This window comes from Cellulomonas hominis (assembly GCF_005239125.1).
Lineage (GTDB): Bacteria > Actinomycetota > Actinomycetes > Actinomycetales > Cellulomonadaceae > Cellulomonas > Cellulomonas hominis_A.
The window spans coordinates 20,631-37,317 of the sequence record NZ_SZYE01000014.1; the positions used below are offsets into that span (position 1 = coordinate 20,631).

General features: G+C 75.0%; 18 protein-coding genes and 2 tRNA genes. 5 read left to right on the forward strand and 15 right to left on the reverse strand.

The features are described 5' to 3' along the window. The first annotated feature begins 11 nt into the window (after positions 1 to 11). Positions 12 to 731, forward strand: a complete 720-nt coding sequence (locus tag FA014_RS03650) for an IclR family transcriptional regulator (protein WP_154728344.1) — start codon at positions 12 to 14, stop codon at positions 729 to 731. 245 nt (positions 732 to 976) lie between these two features. Here FA014_RS03650 and FA014_RS03655 read toward each other — a convergent pair. From FA014_RS03655 to FA014_RS03680, 6 genes are all read right to left on the reverse strand, one after another. After that, a tRNA-Glu gene (locus FA014_RS03655) sits at positions 977 to 1,049 on the reverse strand. Between the two features lie 102 nt (positions 1,050 to 1,151). Beyond that, positions 1,152 to 1,223, reverse strand: a tRNA-Gln gene (locus tag FA014_RS03660). A 185-nt stretch (positions 1,224 to 1,408) separates the two neighbouring features. Further along, positions 1,409 to 2,149 (reverse strand): HAD family hydrolase, encoded by a 741-nt coding sequence (locus FA014_RS03665; protein ID WP_154728345.1) that lies wholly within the window; start codon positions 2,147 to 2,149, stop codon positions 1,409 to 1,411. Beyond that, a complete protein-coding gene (gene gltX / locus FA014_RS03670) occupies positions 2,146 to 3,651 on the reverse strand; it encodes a glutamate--tRNA ligase (protein WP_154728346.1) in 1,506 nt (501 codons plus the stop codon). The genes FA014_RS03665 and gltX overlap by 4 nt, the downstream gene beginning before the upstream one ends. Before the next feature lie 60 nt (positions 3,652 to 3,711). Continuing rightward, positions 3,712 to 4,494 carry a fumarylacetoacetate hydrolase family protein gene (locus FA014_RS03675; RefSeq protein ID WP_154728347.1) on the reverse strand — a complete coding sequence of 261 codons (783 nt, stop codon included), beginning with the start codon at positions 4,492 to 4,494 and terminating at the stop codon, positions 3,712 to 3,714. 26 nt (positions 4,495 to 4,520) lie between these two features. Further along, positions 4,521 to 5,342, reverse strand: coding sequence for a methyltransferase domain-containing protein (locus FA014_RS03680; protein WP_154728348.1), 822 nt, complete (start codon positions 5,340 to 5,342; stop codon positions 4,521 to 4,523). 159 nt (positions 5,343 to 5,501) lie between these two features. On the opposite strand from FA014_RS03680, the gene FA014_RS03685 reads away from it, so the two are divergent. Then, entirely contained in the window at positions 5,502 to 6,557 is a 1,056-nt protein-coding gene (locus tag FA014_RS03685; RefSeq protein WP_154728349.1) for an acyltransferase family protein, read from the forward strand. A gap of 8 nt (positions 6,558 to 6,565) precedes the next feature. Here the strand turns inward: FA014_RS03685 and FA014_RS03690 are convergent, their stop codons facing one another. The 5 genes from FA014_RS03690 to FA014_RS03710 form a co-directional block, all read right to left on the reverse strand. Beyond that, the gene (locus FA014_RS03690; RefSeq protein ID WP_154728350.1) at positions 6,566 to 7,228 is read right to left on the reverse strand and encodes a pyridoxine/pyridoxamine 5'-phosphate oxidase; all 663 of its coding nucleotides are present in this window, start codon (positions 7,226 to 7,228) and stop codon (positions 6,566 to 6,568) included. Positions 7,229 to 7,306: 78 nt separating this feature from the next. After that, positions 7,307 to 7,771, reverse strand: a complete 465-nt coding sequence (locus FA014_RS03695) for a PTS sugar transporter subunit IIA (RefSeq protein ID WP_154728351.1) — start codon at positions 7,769 to 7,771, stop codon at positions 7,307 to 7,309. After that, positions 7,771 to 8,082: a PTS glucose/sucrose transporter subunit IIB gene (locus tag FA014_RS03700; RefSeq protein ID WP_268865877.1), complete on the reverse strand. Its 312-nt coding sequence runs from the start codon at positions 8,080 to 8,082 to the stop codon at positions 7,771 to 7,773. The genes FA014_RS03695 and FA014_RS03700 overlap by 1 nt, the downstream gene beginning before the upstream one ends. Further along, positions 8,079 to 8,324: a glucose PTS transporter subunit EIIB gene (locus FA014_RS03705; RefSeq protein WP_154728352.1), complete on the reverse strand. Its 246-nt coding sequence runs from the start codon at positions 8,322 to 8,324 to the stop codon at positions 8,079 to 8,081. The genes FA014_RS03700 and FA014_RS03705 overlap by 4 nt, the downstream gene beginning before the upstream one ends. Next, complete coding sequence (locus FA014_RS03710; RefSeq protein ID WP_154728353.1) at positions 8,321 to 9,157, reverse strand: GntR family transcriptional regulator; 837 nt, start codon at positions 9,155 to 9,157, stop codon at positions 8,321 to 8,323. The genes FA014_RS03705 and FA014_RS03710 overlap by 4 nt, the downstream gene beginning before the upstream one ends. Positions 9,158 to 9,410: 253 nt before the next feature. Between FA014_RS03710 and FA014_RS03715 the strand changes: the two genes are divergently transcribed. After that, positions 9,411 to 10,763, forward strand: coding sequence for a PTS transporter subunit EIIC (locus FA014_RS03715; protein WP_154728354.1), 1,353 nt, complete (start codon positions 9,411 to 9,413; stop codon positions 10,761 to 10,763). Between the two features lie 86 nt (positions 10,764 to 10,849). Here FA014_RS03715 and FA014_RS03720 read toward each other — a convergent pair whose 3' ends face one another. Both FA014_RS03720 and rnhA read right to left on the reverse strand, forming a co-directional pair. Beyond that, positions 10,850 to 11,119: an HPr family phosphocarrier protein gene (locus FA014_RS03720; RefSeq protein WP_154728355.1), complete on the reverse strand. Its 270-nt coding sequence runs from the start codon at positions 11,117 to 11,119 to the stop codon at positions 10,850 to 10,852. 94 nt (positions 11,120 to 11,213) lie between these two features. Continuing rightward, positions 11,214 to 11,675 (reverse strand): ribonuclease HI, encoded by a 462-nt coding sequence (gene rnhA / locus FA014_RS03725; protein WP_154728356.1) that lies wholly within the window; start codon positions 11,673 to 11,675, stop codon positions 11,214 to 11,216. Between the two features lie 56 nt (positions 11,676 to 11,731). Here rnhA and FA014_RS03730 point away from each other — a divergent pair, with 56 nt between their 5' ends. Further along, a complete protein-coding gene (locus FA014_RS03730) occupies positions 11,732 to 14,323 on the forward strand; it encodes a DEAD/DEAH box helicase (RefSeq protein WP_154728357.1) in 2,592 nt (863 codons plus the stop codon). Between the two features lie 115 nt (positions 14,324 to 14,438). Next, complete coding sequence (locus tag FA014_RS03735; RefSeq protein ID WP_154728358.1) at positions 14,439 to 15,068, forward strand: VIT1/CCC1 transporter family protein; 630 nt, start codon at positions 14,439 to 14,441, stop codon at positions 15,066 to 15,068. Between the two features lie 88 nt (positions 15,069 to 15,156). Here FA014_RS03735 and FA014_RS03740 read toward each other — a convergent pair whose 3' ends face one another. Together FA014_RS03740 and FA014_RS03745 are read right to left on the reverse strand one after the other, a co-directional pair. Beyond that, a complete protein-coding gene (locus tag FA014_RS03740) occupies positions 15,157 to 15,897 on the reverse strand; it encodes an energy-coupling factor transporter transmembrane component T family protein (protein ID WP_154728359.1) in 741 nt (246 codons plus the stop codon). Next, a partial coding sequence (locus tag FA014_RS03745; RefSeq protein WP_154728360.1) for an energy-coupling factor ABC transporter ATP-binding protein occupies positions 15,894 to 16,687 on the reverse strand: 794 nt, incomplete at its 5' end. The genes FA014_RS03740 and FA014_RS03745, both read right to left, overlap by 4 nt.

The window sequence follows — 16,687 nt, forward strand, 5'->3', positions numbered from 1 at the left end:
AATATCGACCTATGGACAACTCTAGCGGAGTCGGCGTGCTGGACAAGGCCGCCTCGGTCCTCAACGCCCTCGAGGCCGGACCCGCCACCCTCGCGCAGCTGGTCAACGCCACCCATCTTGCCCGCCCCACGGCCCACCGGCTGGCCGTCGCGCTCGAGCACCACCGCCTGGTGGGGCGCGACATGCAGGGCCGGTTCGTCCTGGGTCCGCGCCTGACGGAGCTGGCGAGCGCCGCCGGCGAGGACCGGCTGCTCGCCGCCGCCGGCCCGGTGCTCGCGGCGCTGCGCGACCACACGGGCGAGAGCGCCCAGCTCTACCGCCGCCAGGGCGACCAGCGCATCTGCGTGGCCGCCGCCGAGCGGCCGATCGGCCTGCGCGACTCGATCCCCGTGGGCGCGACGCTCACGATGGCGGCCGGCTCCGCGGCGCAGATCCTGCTCGCGTGGGAGGAGCCCGACCGGCTGCACCGCGGCCTGCAGGGCGCCAAGTTCACCGCGACGATCCTGTCCGGCGTCCGCCGCCGCGGCTGGGCGCAGTCCGTGTCCGAGCGCGAGGTCGGCGTCGCGTCGGTCTCGGCGCCGGTGCGCGGGCAGTCGGGGCGGGTCGTGGCCGCGGTGTCCATCTCGGGCCCGGTGGAGCGGCTGAGCCGCCAGCCGGGGCGGCTGCACGCCGCCGCGGTCGTCTCGGCGGCGAACCGCCTCACGGAGGTCCTCCGCCGCACCGCGGAGTAGGACCCGGCCGCCCGCACGTCCACGAGGCCGCCGCTCCCCCGAGGGGGGCGGCGGCCTCGCGCGCGCCCGCCCCGCACCCACCTCACCCCTTCACGCGGCCGAGTTCGCCGGTTGCGCGCGAGTTCGCCGGTTGCGCAGGGCCCGGATCCGCGCAACCGGCGAACTCGCCGGGGGGGACGCCGCGGCGCCCCGCGGGCGGGCAGCAGAAAGGCCGGCCGCCTGCTGGCGACCGGCCTTTCCTGATGTACCCCCAAGGGGATTCGAACCCCTGTTACCGCCGTGAGAGGGCGGCGTCCTAGGCCACTAGACGATGGGGGCCTAGTCGATCTCACCGCCGGGGCGGCTTGACCGGGTCTTACTGTACTGCATCCTGCTCGGCCTCTTCAAACCGGCCTTTCCGGGCCGTTCTGCGAAACCTTGCTGGGGTACCAGGACTCGAACCTAGACTAAGTGAACCAGAATCACTCGTGCTGCCAATTACACCATACCCCAATGACACACAACGACATTCTTCCGGGTCTCGCGGCCAGCGCCGACCGGCGCGCAGGGCGCCTGAGGGAGCGGGTTGGAGGACCGGTGTCGTGGACGCCGTGCCGACCGGAAACATTACCGGAGGAACGGGCGTGCTCCAAACCGGCGGCTCGCGACCCGCGTCACACGGGTCGCGAGCGCCGCCGTCAGAGCCCCAGCACCCCGGGCAGCTCGTCCAGGGACGCGATCACCACGTCCCCCGGCAGCGCCTCCGTGTCGTTCGCGTGCTTCGCCCCGAGGTGCGGCCGGGCGAGCCACACGCCCCGCAGGCCGGCCGCGGTGGCGGCGCGCGCGTCGACGTCCAGCTCGTCCCCCACGTACGCGGTCCGGGCGGGCTGCGTGCCCAGCCGGCGGCAGGCCTCGGCGAACACCCGCGGGTCGGGCTTGCCGAAGCCGAGGGTGTCGACGCCGACCAGCAGCGGCACGTCGTCGGCCAGGCCCGCGCGGGTCAGCTTGCGCACCTGGTACTCGATCGCCGCGTTGGTGAGCGCGCCGACCCGGATCCCCGCGTCGAGCAGCCGGCGCACCACGGCCGCGGCGTCCGCGTGCGCCGCCCACGAGCCGGTGAACCGCTCCTCGAACAGCGCGTTCCACCGGTCGTAGGCCGCGTCGTCCAGCACCGGGCCCCCGAAGGCCGCGTGCAGGTCGTTGGCGCGGCCCATCCGCTGCTCGCGGTAGGACACCTCGCCGCGCGTGTACCGGCGGTACCGGCCGTGCGCGTCGGCCCGCCAGTGGTCGAGCACCTCGGTGTCGCGCGCCGGGTCGAGACCCGGCAGCCACTCCCGGGAGACCGCCGCCAGCGCGTGCGCGAACGCGCCGTGGGTGTCGACGAGGGTGTCGTCGACGTCGAACAGCACGCCGTCGACGGCCCGCTCCCCCGCCGTCACAGCGAGGCGCGCAGCGCCGCGATCCGCGCCAGGGTCGACTCCCGGCCGAGGATCTCGAGCGACTCGAACAGCGGCGGCGACACCCGGCGCCCGGACACGGCGACGCGCAGCGGCGTGAACGCGAACCGCGGCTTGATGCCGAGCCCGTCGACCAGCGCGGTCTGCAGCGCCTCCTGGACGGCCTCGGTGCCGAAGCCGTCCGCGGGCAGCGCCGTCAGCGCCTCGGTCGCGGCGTCGAGCACCTGGGCGGCGGTGTCCTTGAGCGCGCCGCGCGCGTCGTCCTCCACCACGAGCGCGTCGTCGGCCACGAACAGGAACCCGAGCATCCCGACGGCCTCGCCGAGCAGGGTGACGCGGGTCTGGATCAGCGGCGCCCCGGCGTCGAGCAGCGCGCGGTGCTCCGGCGACAGGTCGGCGTAGGAGTCGGCGGGCACGAGGCCGGCGCGGTGCAGGTACGGCACCAGGCGGTCGCGGAAGTCGTCGGGGGCGAGCAGCCGGATGTGCTCGGCGTTGATCGCCTCGGCCTTCTTCAGGTCGAACCGTGCCGGGTTGGGGTTCACGTCGGCGACGTCGAACGCCTCGACGAGCTCGGCGACCGAGAAGATGTCCCGGTCCGGGCCGATCGACCAGCCCAGCAGCGACAGGTAGTTCAGCAGGCCCTCGGGGGTGAACCCGCGCTCCCGGTGCAGGAACAGGTTGGACTCGGGGTCGCGCTTGGACAGCTTCTTGTTGCCCTCGCCCATGACGTACGGCAGGTGGCCGAACTGCGGCATGACGGTGGCGACCCCGAGCTCGAGGAGCGCCCGGTACAGCACGACCTGGCGCGGGGTGGAGGACAGCAGGTCCTCGCCGCGCAGCACGTGGGTGATGCCCATCAGCGCGTCGTCGATCGGGTTGACCAGCGTGTACAGCGGGTGGCCGTTGCCGCGCACGATCACGTAGTCCGGCACGGAGCCGGCCTTGAACGTGACGTCGCCGCGCACCAGGTCGGTGAACGTGACGTCCTCGTCGGGCATCCGCAGCCGCAGCACGGGCTCGCGGCCCTCGGCGCGGTAGGCGGCCTTCTGCTCGTCGGTGAGGTCGCGGTCGTAGCCGTCGTACCCGAGCTTGGGGTCGCGGCCGGCGGCGCGGTGCCGGGCCTCGACCTCCTCGGGGGTGGTGAACGACTCGTAGGCGTAGCCGCCCTCGACCAGCCGGCGCGCGACGTCGGCGTACAGGTCCATCCGCTGCGACTGCCGGTAGGGCTCGTGCGGGCCGCCGACCTCGACGCCCTCGTCCCAGTCGAGACCCAGCCAGCGCAGCGCGTCGAGCAGCTGCAGGTACGACTCCTCGGAGTCGCGCGCCGGGTCGGTGTCCTCGATCCGGAACACGAACGTGCCGCCGACGTGCCGCGCGTACGCCCAGTTGAACAGGGCGGTGCGGATCAGGCCGACGTGCGGGGTACCGGTCGGGGACGGGCAGAAGCGGACGCGCACGGGCGTCGCGGGGGCAGCAGCACTCACGCGCTCCACCCTAGCGAGCGCGCCGGGGGGTCCCCGCCGCGCGTGCCCGCCGCCGCCGCCTCAGGAGCGGCGCAGCACCGGGTTGCGCAGCGTGCCGATCTCCTCGACCTCGACCTCCACCACGTCCCGCTCCGCGAGCAGGCCGACGCCGGCCGGGGTGCCGGTGAGGATGATGTCGCCGGGCAGCAGCGTGAAGACCTCGGAGATGTACGAGATCAGGTACGCGACGTCGAACACCATCTGCGACGTCCGGCCGTCCTGCTTGGCCTCGCCGTTGACCCGGGACCGCACGGCCAGGTCCTCGACGTCGAGCCCCGGCACGACCCAGGGGCCGATCGGGCACGACGAGTCGAAGCCCTTGGCGCGGGTCCACTGGGCGTCCGCCCGCTGGATGTCGCGGGCGGTGACGTCGTTGGCGACGGTGTAGCCGAACACCTTGCTCAGGGCGTGCTCGGGGGCGACGTCCTTGGTGACCTTGCCGATGACGACGGCGAGCTCGGCCTCGTACGAGACCTCCTCGGTCCAGTCGGGGAGCACGATCGGGTCGTCCGGGCCCACGACGGCGGTGTTGGGCTTGAGGAACAGCAGCGGCGACGCCGGGACCTCGTTGCCCATCTCGGCGGCGTGGTCGACGTAGTTCCGGCCGACGCCGATGATCTTGGACCGCGGGATCACCGGGGCGAGCAGCCGGACGCCGTCCCCGAGCGGGATGCGCTCGCCGGTGGGCTGCACCGGCGTGTAGATCGGGTCGCCGCTGATGACGACGAGCTGCTCCTGACCCGGCTCCCCCTCGACGAGGGCGTAGCGGGGGTCGTCTCCGGTGGTGAACCTGGCGATGCGCACGGCCCCACCCTAACCGGGGGCGCGGCTCAGACCCGGGCGAGGACCTCGCCGTGCAGCACGGCGAACCAGCCGTCCGGGTGGGTGCCCCACTCGCGCCAGCCGGCGGCGAGCTGCTCGAGGGCGACCTCGTCGGCGAGCCCGTGCCCGACGGCCTGCCGGGCGAAGTCGGACGCGACGCACCGCTCGGCCCACAGGTCCGCCCACCAGGTGCGGTCCTCGTCCGAGGCGTAGCTCCACACCCCGGCCGTCGCGACGAGGGCGTCGGGGTCGAACCCGGCCGCGAGCGCCCAGGAGTGCAGCCGGCGGCCCGCGTCGGCCTCCGCGCCGTTGGCCTGGGTGACCTCGTGGTAGAGCGCGGACCACTCGTCCAGGACGGGCGAGGCGGGGAACCAGGTCATCCCGGCGTAGTCCGCGTCCCGCACCGCGACGACGCCGCCGGGCCGGGCGACGCGGCGCAGCTCGCGCAGCGCCGCGACCGGGTCGGTGAGGTGCTGCAGCACCTGGTGGGCGTGCACGACGTCGAAGGACGCGTCGGGGAACGGCAGGGCGTAGGCGTCGCCGATCTGGAAGGTGACGTTCGTGGCGCCGGCGCGCTCCGCCTCCTCGCGGGCGAGGTCGAGCACCCGCTCCGAGCGGTCGAGGCCCACGACGGCGCCGGGCGCCACGCGCGAGGCGAGGTCGACGGTCACCGTGCCCGGGCCGCAGCCGACGTCGAGCAGGGACTGGCCGGGCTGCAGGGCCGGCAGCAGGTAGGCCGCCGAGTTCTCCGCGGTGCGCCACCGGTGGGAGCGCAGCACGCTGTCGTGGTGGCCGTGGGTGTAGACGTCGGCCTGGTGCGTGTCGGTCACCCGATGACGGTAGCCCCGCCACGACCAGGCATTCCAGTGGGCGGTACGTCGCGTCCCGACACGCGAGACGATGCGGCGGACGTCACGCCGCGGCGACGCCCCGGGGGCCGCCTCGGCGCACACTCCGCGCCCCGCCGGGCGCCCGGCTAGCGTGGCGCCATGCAGCGGATCACCGGTGTGGACGTCGCCCGTGGCCTGGCGGTGCTCGGCATGCTCACGGCGCACGTCGGGCCCGGCGGGCCGCAGGACCCGTGGCCGTGGTCGCTCGCGCAGGTGGCCGACGGCCGGTCCGCCGCGCTGTTCGTCCTGCTGTCCGGGATCTCGGTCGCGCTGATCTCCGGCGGGTCGTCCCCCGTGACGGGCGTCCGCCGGGTCCAGGCCCGCGCGAAGATCCTGGTGCGGGCGTTCGCGGTGCTCGGGATCGGCGTGGCGGTGATCCTGCTGGGCACGCCGATCGCGGTGATCCTGCCGACGTACGCGGTGCTGTTCGCGTGCGCGACGCCGCTGCTGGGCGCGTCCCCGCGGCGGCTGCTCGGCGGCGCGGTGGCCGTGGCGGCGTTCGGGCCGCTGCTGCACCTGGCCCTCCACCCGGTCTTCCTCCGACTGCCCGGGCGCGAGCTCACCGACCTGCTCGTCGGCGACTACTACCCGGCCGTCGTGTGGTTCGCCTACGTGCTCGTCGGCCTCGCGGTGGGCCGGATGGACCTGCGCGACCGGAGTGTGCGGCTGCGTCTGCTCGGCGCCGGGGTCGTGCTGGCGGTCGTGGCGCACGCCGCGTCGGCGCTGCTGACCCGGACCCTCGCCGGCGACCCGACCCTCGTCGCGCTGGTCACCACCGAGCCGCACTCGTCCTCGGGGCTCGAGGTGGTCGCGAACACGGGCGTGGGGCTGGCGGTGCTCGCGCTGTGCCTGCTCGTGGCGGACGCCGCACCCGCCCTCGTGGCGCCGCTGGCCGCGACCGGCGCGCTCGCGCTCACCGCGTACACGGCCCAGCTCGTGGCGATCGCCGCGCTCGGCGACGCGGTGGTGTGGGAGCCGGAGGCCGGGACCTGGGTCGCGTTCCTGGTCGTGACCGTGCTCGGCTGCTGGCTGTGGCGCGCGGCGCTGGGACGCGGACCGCTGGAGCGCCTGCTGCACACGCTCGCGGCGCGGGCGGCCGACGTGTCGCCGGACGTGCTGCCCCCGCGGGACGCGGTGCCGGCCGGGCGGGGCTGACGGCGCCGTCAGGGCCAGTCGAGGTGCCGGTCCCACCGGTCCTCGGCGCGGGTGTACCGGACGCGCACGTGCGCCCGGTCCGAGTCGCCCTGCCACAGCTCGACCTCGTCCGGCTCGACCGCCCACAGCTGCCACGTCGGCAGCACCAGCCCGGGCTCGCGGTCGACCCGCGTGCGGGCCTGCTGCACGGCGGCGTGCAGCTCCCCGGCGGACAGCAGCCGCTCCCCCGGCCGGGACGCGAGGGCCGCGGCGCGGGCGCTGGGCGAGCGCCGCAGGAAGTCCGCCGCGCAGGTCGCCGCGTCCAGGGCGCGGGCGCGGCCGACGACCCGCACCTGCCGCCCCAGCGGCTGCCAGTAGAACGTGAGCGCCGCCCGCGGCTCGGCCGCGAGGTCCTGCGCCTTGCCGGCCCGGGCGTCGCTGGCGAACACCCACGCCCCGTCCGCGACGTCCGCGAGCAGCACCACGCGGGCGTGCGGCGCCCCGTCGGGGGCGACGGTCGACAGGCACAGCGCGTGCGGCTCGGGGACCCCGGCGGCGACGGCGGCCGCGAACCAGTCCTGGAACGCCTCGACCGGGTCGGCCGGCAGCGCGTACGGGTCGACCTCGGGCAGGTCGCCGGTGAGCGCGGGCAGCGACCGGAGCAGGTCGCGGGTGCTCGGTCGGGGCAGCATGCCGTTCAGTATCGGGCCGGTGCTCGCGCCGCGCCCGGGACACCGGCCGGGACCTCGACGGGTCCCGGCCGGCGCCGGTCAGCCCAGCGCGAGCAGCGGGTCCCCCGCCGCGACCCGGGTGCCGGGCTCGGCGAGCCGGGTGAGCGAGTCGGGCTGCGCCTCGAGCCCGACGACGGGGCAGATCGCCGACCGCCCGCCGGCCTCGACCGCCGCCGGGTCCCACTCGACGAGGAGCTGGCCCTGCTCGACCGCGTCGCCCTCGGCGACGTGCAGGGTGAACCCCGCGCCGCCGAGCTGGACGGTGTTGATGCCGAGGTGCACCAGCACGCCCCGCCCGCCCTCGGCGAGCAGCACGAACGCGTGCGGGTGCAGCTTGGCGACGGTCCCGGCCACCGGGGCGACGACCGACCGGCCGGCGCCGGACTCCGCGTCCGGCTGCACGGCCAGGCCCGGGCCGACGATCTCCTGGGCGAACACCGGGTCGTCCACGTCCGCGAGCGCGTGCACGACCCCGGCGACCGGGGCGAGGACGGTCAGCGCCATCAGCGCAGGTCCTCGATGTCCGAGGCCAGCGTGTCCGCCTCGGGGCCGACGATGACCTGCACGACGGTGCCGGACTGCATCACCGCGATCGCGCCCGCCGCCTTGAGGACGGACTCGGTGACCTTCGACGGGTCCTCGACCTCGACGCGCAGCCGCGTGATGCACGGCTCCAGGTCGACGATGTTCGCGTCCCCGCCCAGTCCGGCCAGGATCTGCTCTGCCTTGCTCATGGTTCTCTCCTTCGTGGCTCCCGCCGGTGCGGTCGGCGGGTCGGTGTGGTGCGCGGCGGCCCGGTCGGCCGCGGCAGTCACATGAGGTCCTCCAGGTCGGACGCGAGCGTGTCGACGCTCGGGCCGATCACGACCTGCACCACCCGCCCGGACACCATCACCCCGAACGCGCCGGCGGCCCGCAGGGCCGCGGCGTCCACCCGGGACGGCTCCTTCACGAGCGAGCGCAGCCGCGTCGTGCACGGCTCGATCTCGTCGATGTTCCCCACCCCGCCCAGGCCGGCGAGGATCGCCGCGGCCTGGCCGGCGCCCTGCGTGCTCATCCGGTCCTCCCGTCCTCCAGGGCCCCCACGGCCTCCCGCTCGTCGTCCCGTGCCCGTGCCGGCCGGTCGTCCGGCTCGCGCACCCGCGGCACCAGGGCCGGCGCCGGCGCGCTGAGCGGCACCCAGACGCTGTACCGGTCGCCGCGGTAGCAGGCGTTCGAGTACATCGCGGGCGTGTCCTCGCTGAACGTCCGCCGGGTCGCGCGCAGCACCGCGCGGGTCCCGCGCAGGCCCAGCAGCGCGGCCTCCTCGTCGGTCGCCTCGGCCGCGGTCAGCGTCTCCTCGCCCCAGGACGGGTCCAGGCCGACGGCGCGCAGGGCGTCGTGCATGCTCGGCGGCGGGCCGGCGGCCAGCAGCCCCGGCACCAGGTCGACCGCGACCCAGTGCTGCTCGATGCTCATCGGCGACCCGTCCGCGTACCGGACCCGGCGCAGGTGGTGCAGCGCGGCGCCGGGCTCGGTGCCGAGCGCGTCGGCGGCCTCGGCGGACGCGGCCACCGTGCCCATGCCGAGCACCCGCGTCTCGGGTCGCATCCCGCGGCGGCGCATCTCCTCGCCGAACGTGGTCAGCCGCATCTCGAAGTCCATGCGCCGCGGGGCGACGAACGTGCCACGCCCCTGCTCGCGCACCAGCACGCCCTCGCCCACCAGGGCGTCGACGGCCTGGCGCACGGTCATCCGGGACACGCCGAACCGCTCGCACAGCGCGCGCTCGGACGGGATGGCGTCGCCGACCCGCAGCCCGGCCTCGACGAGGCCGACGAGGTAGGACCGGACCGCCTGGTACTTGTGGGCGCCGCGGGCGGGGACGGCCGGCGACTGCTTCGCGTGCACGCGCTCACCCTCCCACCTCGGTCGTCGTCGGCCGCACCACCGGAGGCCGTCCGGGCGCGCAGCGCGGGCGGGCCTGTGGTCCTTGACACATACTCCGGTCTAGACCACTCTGACCGCAACTGGTCCAGACAACTTGCCGACTCGACGGCGACCACGCAAGTTCCGCACCACGCGCACGCCAGACCCACACCTCCCCCCGACCGCGGGTGGCCCCGTCCGGGGCCCCCGCGACCCGAACTCACGAGGAGTGACCATGACCGCCACCACGGTCGATACCCCCAAGCGGGGCATCCCCGGACTCGCGCAGCTCCAGCGCGTGGGCCGATCCCTCATGCTCCCCATCGCCTCGCTGCCCGCCGCGGCCCTGCTGCTGCGGCTCGGCCAGGCCGACATGCTCGGCGCCGACGGCCTCGGGGCCCGCGCCGACTGGCTGCTGCCCGTCGCCGACGTGCTGGCCGCGGCCGGCAACGCCCTGCTCGGCAACCTGCCCCTGCTGTTCGCGCTCGGCGTCGCCATCGGCTACGCCCGCAAGGCCGACGGCTCGACCGGCCTCGCCGCGCTGGTCGGCTACCTGGTGTTCAAGGGCGTCACCGACGCGCTGTCGCCGTACATCCTCGGCGAGGCCGCCGAGGGCGAGACGCAGGAGCTCATCAACTACGGCGTGCTCGGCGGCATCGTCATCGGTCTGACCGCCGCCCTGCTCTACCAGCGGTTCTACCGGATCAAGCTGCCCCCGTACCTGGCGTTCTTCGGCGGCCGCCGGTTCGTGCCGATCGTCACCGCGGGTGCCGCGGTGCTCATCGCCGTGGTCGCGGCGCTCATCTACCCGGCGTTCGACTCCGGCTTCACCGCCGTCGGCGAGTGGGTCACGGGCTCCGCGATCATCGGCGGCTTCGTGTTCGGCACGCTCAACCGCCTGCTGCTGCCGTTCGGCCTGCACCACCTGCTGAACTCGCTGCCGTGGTTCCAGTTCGGCTCCTACGAGGCCGACGGCCAGGTGTGGAACGGCGACATCGCCCGGTTCCTGCACGGCGACCCGACCGCGGGCACCTTCATGACCGGCTTCTTCCCGATCATGATGTTCGCGCTGCCGGCCGCGGCGCTGGCGATCGTGCACACCGCGAAGAAGAAGAACCGCAAGGTCATCGCCGGCATCATGGGCTCGGCCGCGCTGGTCGCGTTCGTCACCGGCGTCACCGAGCCGCTCGAGTTCGCGTTCGTGTACGTCGCCTACCCGCTGTACGCGATCCACGCCGTGCTCACCGGCACGTCGCTCGCGCTGGTCAACGCCCTCGACATCCGCAGCGGGTTCGGGTTCTCGGCGGGCGCGATCGACTACCTGCTGAACTTCCGGATCGCCGAGCAGCCGCTGCTGCTCATCGTGATCGGCCTGGTCTACGCGGTCATCTACTACTTCCTGTTCCGGTTCATGATCCTGAAGTTCAACTTCAAGACGCCGGGCCGGGAGGACGACCCCGTGGCCGAGGGCGCGGGCGACGAGGTGACCGCTGCCGCGGACACCGCGCCGGCCGAGGCGCCGCGGGCGACGGTCCCCGCCGCTGCGGTCGAGTCCCGCGCGGACGACCCGGGCCGCCGCCGGGAGTAGCCCGGCCGGAGACGAGTGGAGCGTTCTGCCCGACACGCGCGGCGTGTCTCGGCAGAACGCTCCACTCGTGCGTTCCGGGGGTGAGGTCAGGCGATCTCGGTCTGGTTCAGGAAGGTCTCCAGGGCGTCGAGGCTGGCCTCGGCGTCCGGGCCGTCGGTCTCGGTGGCGAGCACGAGGGTCTCGCCCGCGGCGGCACCCAGGGTCATGATCCCGAGGATGCTCGCGGCCTGGACCGGGGCGGCGTCGCCCTTGCGGACCGTGACGGGCACCGGCTGCTTGCCGGCCTCCGCGACGAACAGGGCGGCGGGGCGGGCGTGCAGCCCCTCCGCGATGGCGACGACGACGGACCGTTCCATGCCTGACCTCCGGTGCGAGCGGGAGCGTGCCCGGCATTGGGCACGGCCCCGACTCTAACTGGTCTGGACCAGCCGCGGCAGGGTCGGTCGCGGCTCAGCCCGCGCGCACCTCGTCGACGCCCTTGTTCGCCAGCTGGTCCGCCCGCTCGTTCCCGGGGTCGCCGGCGTGGCCCTTGACCCAGTGCCACGAGACCGCGTGCCGGGCGACCTGCTCGTCCAGCGCCTGCCACAGGTCCTGGTTCTTCACCGGCTTCTTGTCCGCGGTCCGCCAGCCGTTCCGCTTCCAGCCCGCGATCCACTTCGTGACGCCCTGCATCACGTACTGCGAGTCGACGTGCAGGTCGACCCGGCACGGCTGGTTCAGCGCCCGGAGCCCCTCGATGACGGCCTGGAGCTCCATCCGGTTGTTCGTGGTGACGGCCTCGCCGCCGAACAGCTCGCGCTCGTGCCCGTTCGACCGCAGCAGCGCGCCCCAGCCGCCGACGCCCGGGTTGCCCTTGCAGGCGCCGTCCGTCCACATCTCGACGGCGGGCGGGGTGGTGGGGGCGTCGCTCATGGTCGCCCACTGTAGGGCGCCCGCCGGGGCCCCGGCCGCCGTGAAAGGATCGCCGGGTGGCAGCCACCCGATCGACCCTGGCCGACCGGGTCCCCGCGAACCCGCAGGACCCCGACGCCCTCTACGAGGCGTTCACGGGCTGGGCCGCGGAGCAGGGCCTCGCGCTCTACCCGCACCAGGACGAGGCGCTGCTGGAGCTGGTGACCGGCTCGCACGTCATCCTGTCGACGCCCACCGGCTCCGGGAAGTCGCTGGTCGCGACCGCCGCGCACTTCGTCGCTCTCGCCCAGGGCCGGCGCACGTACTACACCGCCCCGCTCAAGGCGCTGGTGAGCGAGAAGTTCTTCGCGCTGGTGGAGGCGTTCGGCTCGGCGAACGTCGGCATGATGACCGGCGACTCCGCGGTGAACCCGGACGCCCCGATCATCTGCTGCACGGCCGAGATCCTGGCCAACCAGGCGCTCCGCCAGGGGCCGGGCGCCGACATCGGCCAGGTCGTGATGGACGAGTTCCACTTCTACGCCGACCCGCAGCGCGGCTGGGCGTGGCAGGTGCCGCTGCTCGAGCTGCCGCGGGCCCAGTTCCTGCTCATGTCGGCGACGCTCGGCGACGTGTCGTTCTTCGTCGACGACCTCGAGCGGCGCACCGACGTGCCGGTGGCCGTCGTCGCGAACGCCGAGCGGCCCGTCCCGCTGACGTTCTCCTACGAGGTCGAGCCGCTGCACGAGCTGCTGGAGATGCTGGTGCAGACCGGGCGCTCCCCCGTCTACGTCGTGCACTTCACGCAGAAGGAGGCCGTCGAGCGCGCGCAGGCGCTGCTGTCGATGACCCTCGCCTCCCGGGAGCAGCGGGACCGGATCGCCGAGGAGCTCGGCGACTTCCGGTTCGGCCCGGGGTTCGGCAAGACGCTGTCCCGGCTGCTGCGGCACGGCGTCGGCGTGCACCACGCGGGGATGCTGCCCAAGTACCGCCGGGTGGTCGAGCGGCTGACGCAGAAGGGCCTGCTCCGGGTCGTCTGCGGCACCGACACCCTGGGCGTGGGCATCAACGTGCCGATCCGCACCGTGCTGCTCACCTCGCTGGTGAAGTACGACGGCACCCGGATGCGGCACCTGTCCGCCCGCGAGTTCCACCAGATCGCCGGGCGCGCCGGCCGGGCCGGGTTCGACACGACCGGCGAGGTGTTCGTGCTCGCGCCCGAGCACGTGATCGAGAACCGCAAGGCCCTGCAGAAGGCCGGCGACGACCCGAAGAAGCTCAAGAAGATCGTCCGCAAGCAGGCGCCGCCCGGCATGGTCAACTGGACGGACAAGACGTTCGAGCGGCTGCGCGACGCCGAGCCCGAGCCGCTGACCTCGTCGTTCGGCGTCTCGCACGCGATGGTGCTCAACGTGCTGGCCCGCCCGACCGGCGACCCCGTCGAGACGATGAAGCACCTGCTGCTCGACAACCACGAGCCCGAGGCGGCGAAGGGCCGGCTCGTCCGGCAGGCGATCGCGATCTACCGGTCGCTGCGCACGGCCGGCGTGGTCGAGCGCGTCGTGGAGCCCGGACCCGGCCCCGAGCGGCTGCGCCGGACCGTGCGGCTGACGCTCGACGTGCCGCCGACCTTCGCGCTGAACCAGGCGCTGTCCCCGTTCGCCTACGCCGCGCTCGACCTGCTCGACCGCGAGGACCCGGGGTACGCGCACGACGTGGTCTCGGTCATCGAGGCGACGCTGGACGACCCGCGCCAGGTGCTCGCGGCGCAGGAGAACCGCGCCCGCGGCGAGGCGGTCGCGGCGATGAAGGCCGACGGCATCGAGTACGAGGAGCGGATGGCGCTGCTCGAGGACGTGTCGTACCCGAAGCCGCTCGGCGAGCTGCTCGGCGCGTCCTTCCTGATCTACAAGCAGACCAACCCGTGGGTGGCCGACCACGAGCTGTCCCCGAAGTCCGTGGTCCGGGAGATGCACGAGCGGGCCGCGACGTTCGCCGAGTACGTCTCGCTCTACCAGCTGGACCGCACCGAGGGCGTGCTGCTGCGCTACCTCGCGGACGCGTTCCGGGCGCTGCGGCAGACCGTGCCGGACGACCTGCGGACCGAGGAGCTGCACGAGATCATCGAGTGGCTGGGCGACCTGGTGCGCCGCACCGACTCGAGCCTGCTCGACGAGTGGGAGCGCCTGGCGCACCCCGAGGACCTGGACGACGCCACCGTCACCGAGTCCCGCCCCGAGGACGACGCTCCCCCGCCGATCACCGTCAACAAGCGGGTGTTCCGGGCACTGGTCCGCGGCGCCCTGTTCCGCCGGGTGGACCTGGCGGCGCGGGAGGCGTACCCGGCGCTGGCGGCGCTCGGCGACCAGGACGCGTCGGACGCGCCGTGGACGGCGGACCGGTGGGGCGACGCGCTCGACCCGTTCTACGACGACCACGACGAGATCCTCACCGGCCCGGCGGCGCGCGGGCCCGCGCTGTTCCAGGTCGACGAGCGGCCGGCCGGGCACGGCGAGGCGGGCGCGCGCGGCGACCTGTGGTTCGTGCGGCAGCTGCTCGACGACCCGGCCGGCGACCACGACTGGCGCATCGACGCCCTGGTCGACCTGCCCGCCTCGGACGCGGCGGGAGAGGTGGTCCTGCGGGTGCTCGCGGTGGGGCCGCTCTGACCTGCGGGAACGGCTTGAGCCATTCCAGATAAGGGCAGGCAAACCTGCGTTTCCGCAGGTCAGGGCAGCCTTTCCTGTGATGACAGGGCGTCATCTCCTCACCTACCGTGGGCCCATGAGCGCCCTGTCGACCCACTTCCTGGACCGTGACCGCACCGCCGCCCCGGCGCCCGCGCGCGCCCCCGGGGACGGCGACCACGGCCCCGGCGCCGCCCTGCCGACCGCCGAGCGGCTGAACTGGCTGCGGGCGGGCGTGCTCGGCGCGAACGACGGGATCGTCTCGGTGGCCGCGACGGTCGTCGGCGTGGCCGGCGCGTCCACCGGGGTGTCGACCATCGCCGTCGCCGGCGTCGCCGCCCTCGTCGCGGGCGCGCTGTCGATGGCCGCGGGCGAGTACGTGTCCGTCAGCAGCCAGCGGGACGCGGAGCGCGTGCTCACCGCGCACGGCGTGCGGGACGCCGAGGAGGGGCTCACCAACCCGTGGCACGCGGCGCTGGCGTCGCTCGTGGCGTTCGTGGTCGGCGGCGTCGTCCCGCTGCTCACGATGCTGGGCCCGTGGGGCGGCGAGGCGCGCGTGGTGGCCACGTTCGCGGCGGTCGTGGTCGCGCTGGTCGTGACCGGCACGGTGAGTGCCCGCCTCGGCGGCGCCCCCGCCGGCCGCGCGGTGCTCCGCAACGTCGTGGGCGGCTCCCTGGCGATGGCCATCACCTACGGCGTCGGCTCCCTGGTCGGCCTGGCGGTCTGAGCCCCGGCGCGAGTTCGCCGGTTCCGCGCGAGTTCGCCGGTTCCGCGGGGGGCCGCAGCCGCGCAACCGGCGAACTCGGCGGCACCGCTCAGAAGCGGCCGCCCATCAGCACGACCAGCGCGAGGGCGCCGACGACGCCGGCCGCCAGCGCGGCGTCGGCGGCACCGAGGGGCACCGGGCGCCACACCGTGCGCGGGCCGGCGGACAGCCCCCGCGACTCCAGCGCGAGCGCGACCCGCTCCGACGCGCGGATCGACGCGACCAGCAGCGCGAAGGCCGACCGGGCGAGGCCGCACCACCCCTCGCGCGGCCGGCCGTCCCGCCCGAGCGGCGCGCGGACCAGCTGCGCCGCCCGGATCGTCGCCCACTGCCGCGGCAGCCCCGCGAGCATCCGGTGGCCCGCCAGCAGCGCGTACGCGTACCGCGGGCTCAGCCGCGCGTGCCGGACGAGGCTCACCATCAGGTCCCGCGGCGGCGTGCTCGCGAGGAACGCGACGGTCGCGACCCCGATCACGCACCCGCGCAGGGCGAGCGCCGCGCCGACCACCAGGCCCTCGTGGGTCACCCGGAACGGCCCGCCGGCGAGCAGGACGGCGCCCGGCCGGCTCATCGCGTTGACCAGCAGCACCCCGACGCCGAACGTCCAGAACGGCACCTGCGCGAGCAGCAGCCGCCGGCCGCCCACCCCGGCGCCCCAGCGGGCCGCGCCGAGCCCGAGCAGGTACAGCGCCGCGAGCGCGGCCGGCTCCAGCAGGGCGAGGGTCACGAGCGACACCGCGACGACCAGCAGCAGCTTGACCGTCGGGTTCCGGGCGCCGAGCGCCGTCACCGGACCGGCACCCCCGTCGGGCCCGGAGCGGCGGCCGCGCGCAGGGCGCGGGCGTCCAGCGCGGCGAGCGCGTCGCGCAGCCGCGCCGCGTCGCCGACCACCTCCGCGAGCCGACGCAGGAGCCGCGAGGGGCGCAGCCGCGCGGCGGCGAGGAGGCGCGGATCGCGCAGCAGCGCGAGCGGGTCCACGTCCGCGACCAGCCCGCCGTCGGCGACGACCAGCACCCGGTCCGCGACCGACGCCACCGCCCGCAGGTCGTGGCAGGTGAGCAGCACGGCCCGCCCGGCGCGGGCCTCGTCCGCGAGCGCCCGCAGCACCGCCGTGGTGCCGTGCCGGTCGAGCCCGAACGTCAGTTCGTCCGCCAGCAGGACCGGGCGGTCGTGGACGAGCATCGCGGCCAGGCTCAGCCGGCGCTGCTCGCCGCCGGACAGCCGGTGCGGGTCCCGGTCGGCGAGCGCGGCGAGGCCGAACCGGGCGAGCACGGCGGCCACCCGGTCGTCCGTCCCGGGGCCCGGCGGCAGCCCGACGGCGACCTCGGCCGCCACGGTGCGCCCCGCGAGCTGGTGCTCGGGGTTCTGCACGACGAGCCCGGGGCGCGCACCCTCGACGACGCCCGCGAGCGGGGGCAGCACGCCCGCGAGGGTGGCGACGAGCGTGGACTTGCCCGAGCCGTTGGCCCCGACGACCGCCACGACCTCGCCGGCGCGCAGCCGGAGGTCGACGTCGCGGAGCACGGGCTGCGCGGCGGGCCGGCGGCGGGCCGCCCGACCCGCGGGCCGCCGGCCGACCG

Coding starts and splice junctions, on each gene's coding strand:
- FA014_RS03650 (WP_154728344.1), top strand. CDS start 12: ATGGACAACTCTAGCGGAGTCGGCGTGCTGGACAAGGCCGCCTCGGTC.
- FA014_RS03685 (WP_154728349.1), top strand. CDS start 5,502: ATGCAGCGGATCACCGGTGTGGACGTCGCCCGTGGCCTGGCGGTGCTC.
- FA014_RS03690 (WP_154728350.1), bottom strand. CDS start 7,228: ATGCTGCCCCGACCGAGCACCCGCGACCTGCTCCGGTCGCTGCCCGCG.
- FA014_RS03695 (WP_154728351.1), bottom strand. CDS start 7,771: ATGGCGCTGACCGTCCTCGCCCCGGTCGCCGGGGTCGTGCACGCGCTC.
- FA014_RS03705 (WP_154728352.1), bottom strand. CDS start 8,324: ATGAGCACGCAGGGCGCCGGCCAGGCCGCGGCGATCCTCGCCGGCCTG.
- FA014_RS03715 (WP_154728354.1), top strand. CDS start 9,411: ATGACCGCCACCACGGTCGATACCCCCAAGCGGGGCATCCCCGGACTC.
- FA014_RS03720 (WP_154728355.1), bottom strand. CDS start 11,119: ATGGAACGGTCCGTCGTCGTCGCCATCGCGGAGGGGCTGCACGCCCGC.
- rnhA (WP_154728356.1), bottom strand. CDS start 11,675: ATGAGCGACGCCCCCACCACCCCGCCCGCCGTCGAGATGTGGACGGAC.
- FA014_RS03735 (WP_154728358.1), top strand. CDS start 14,439: ATGAGCGCCCTGTCGACCCACTTCCTGGACCGTGACCGCACCGCCGCC.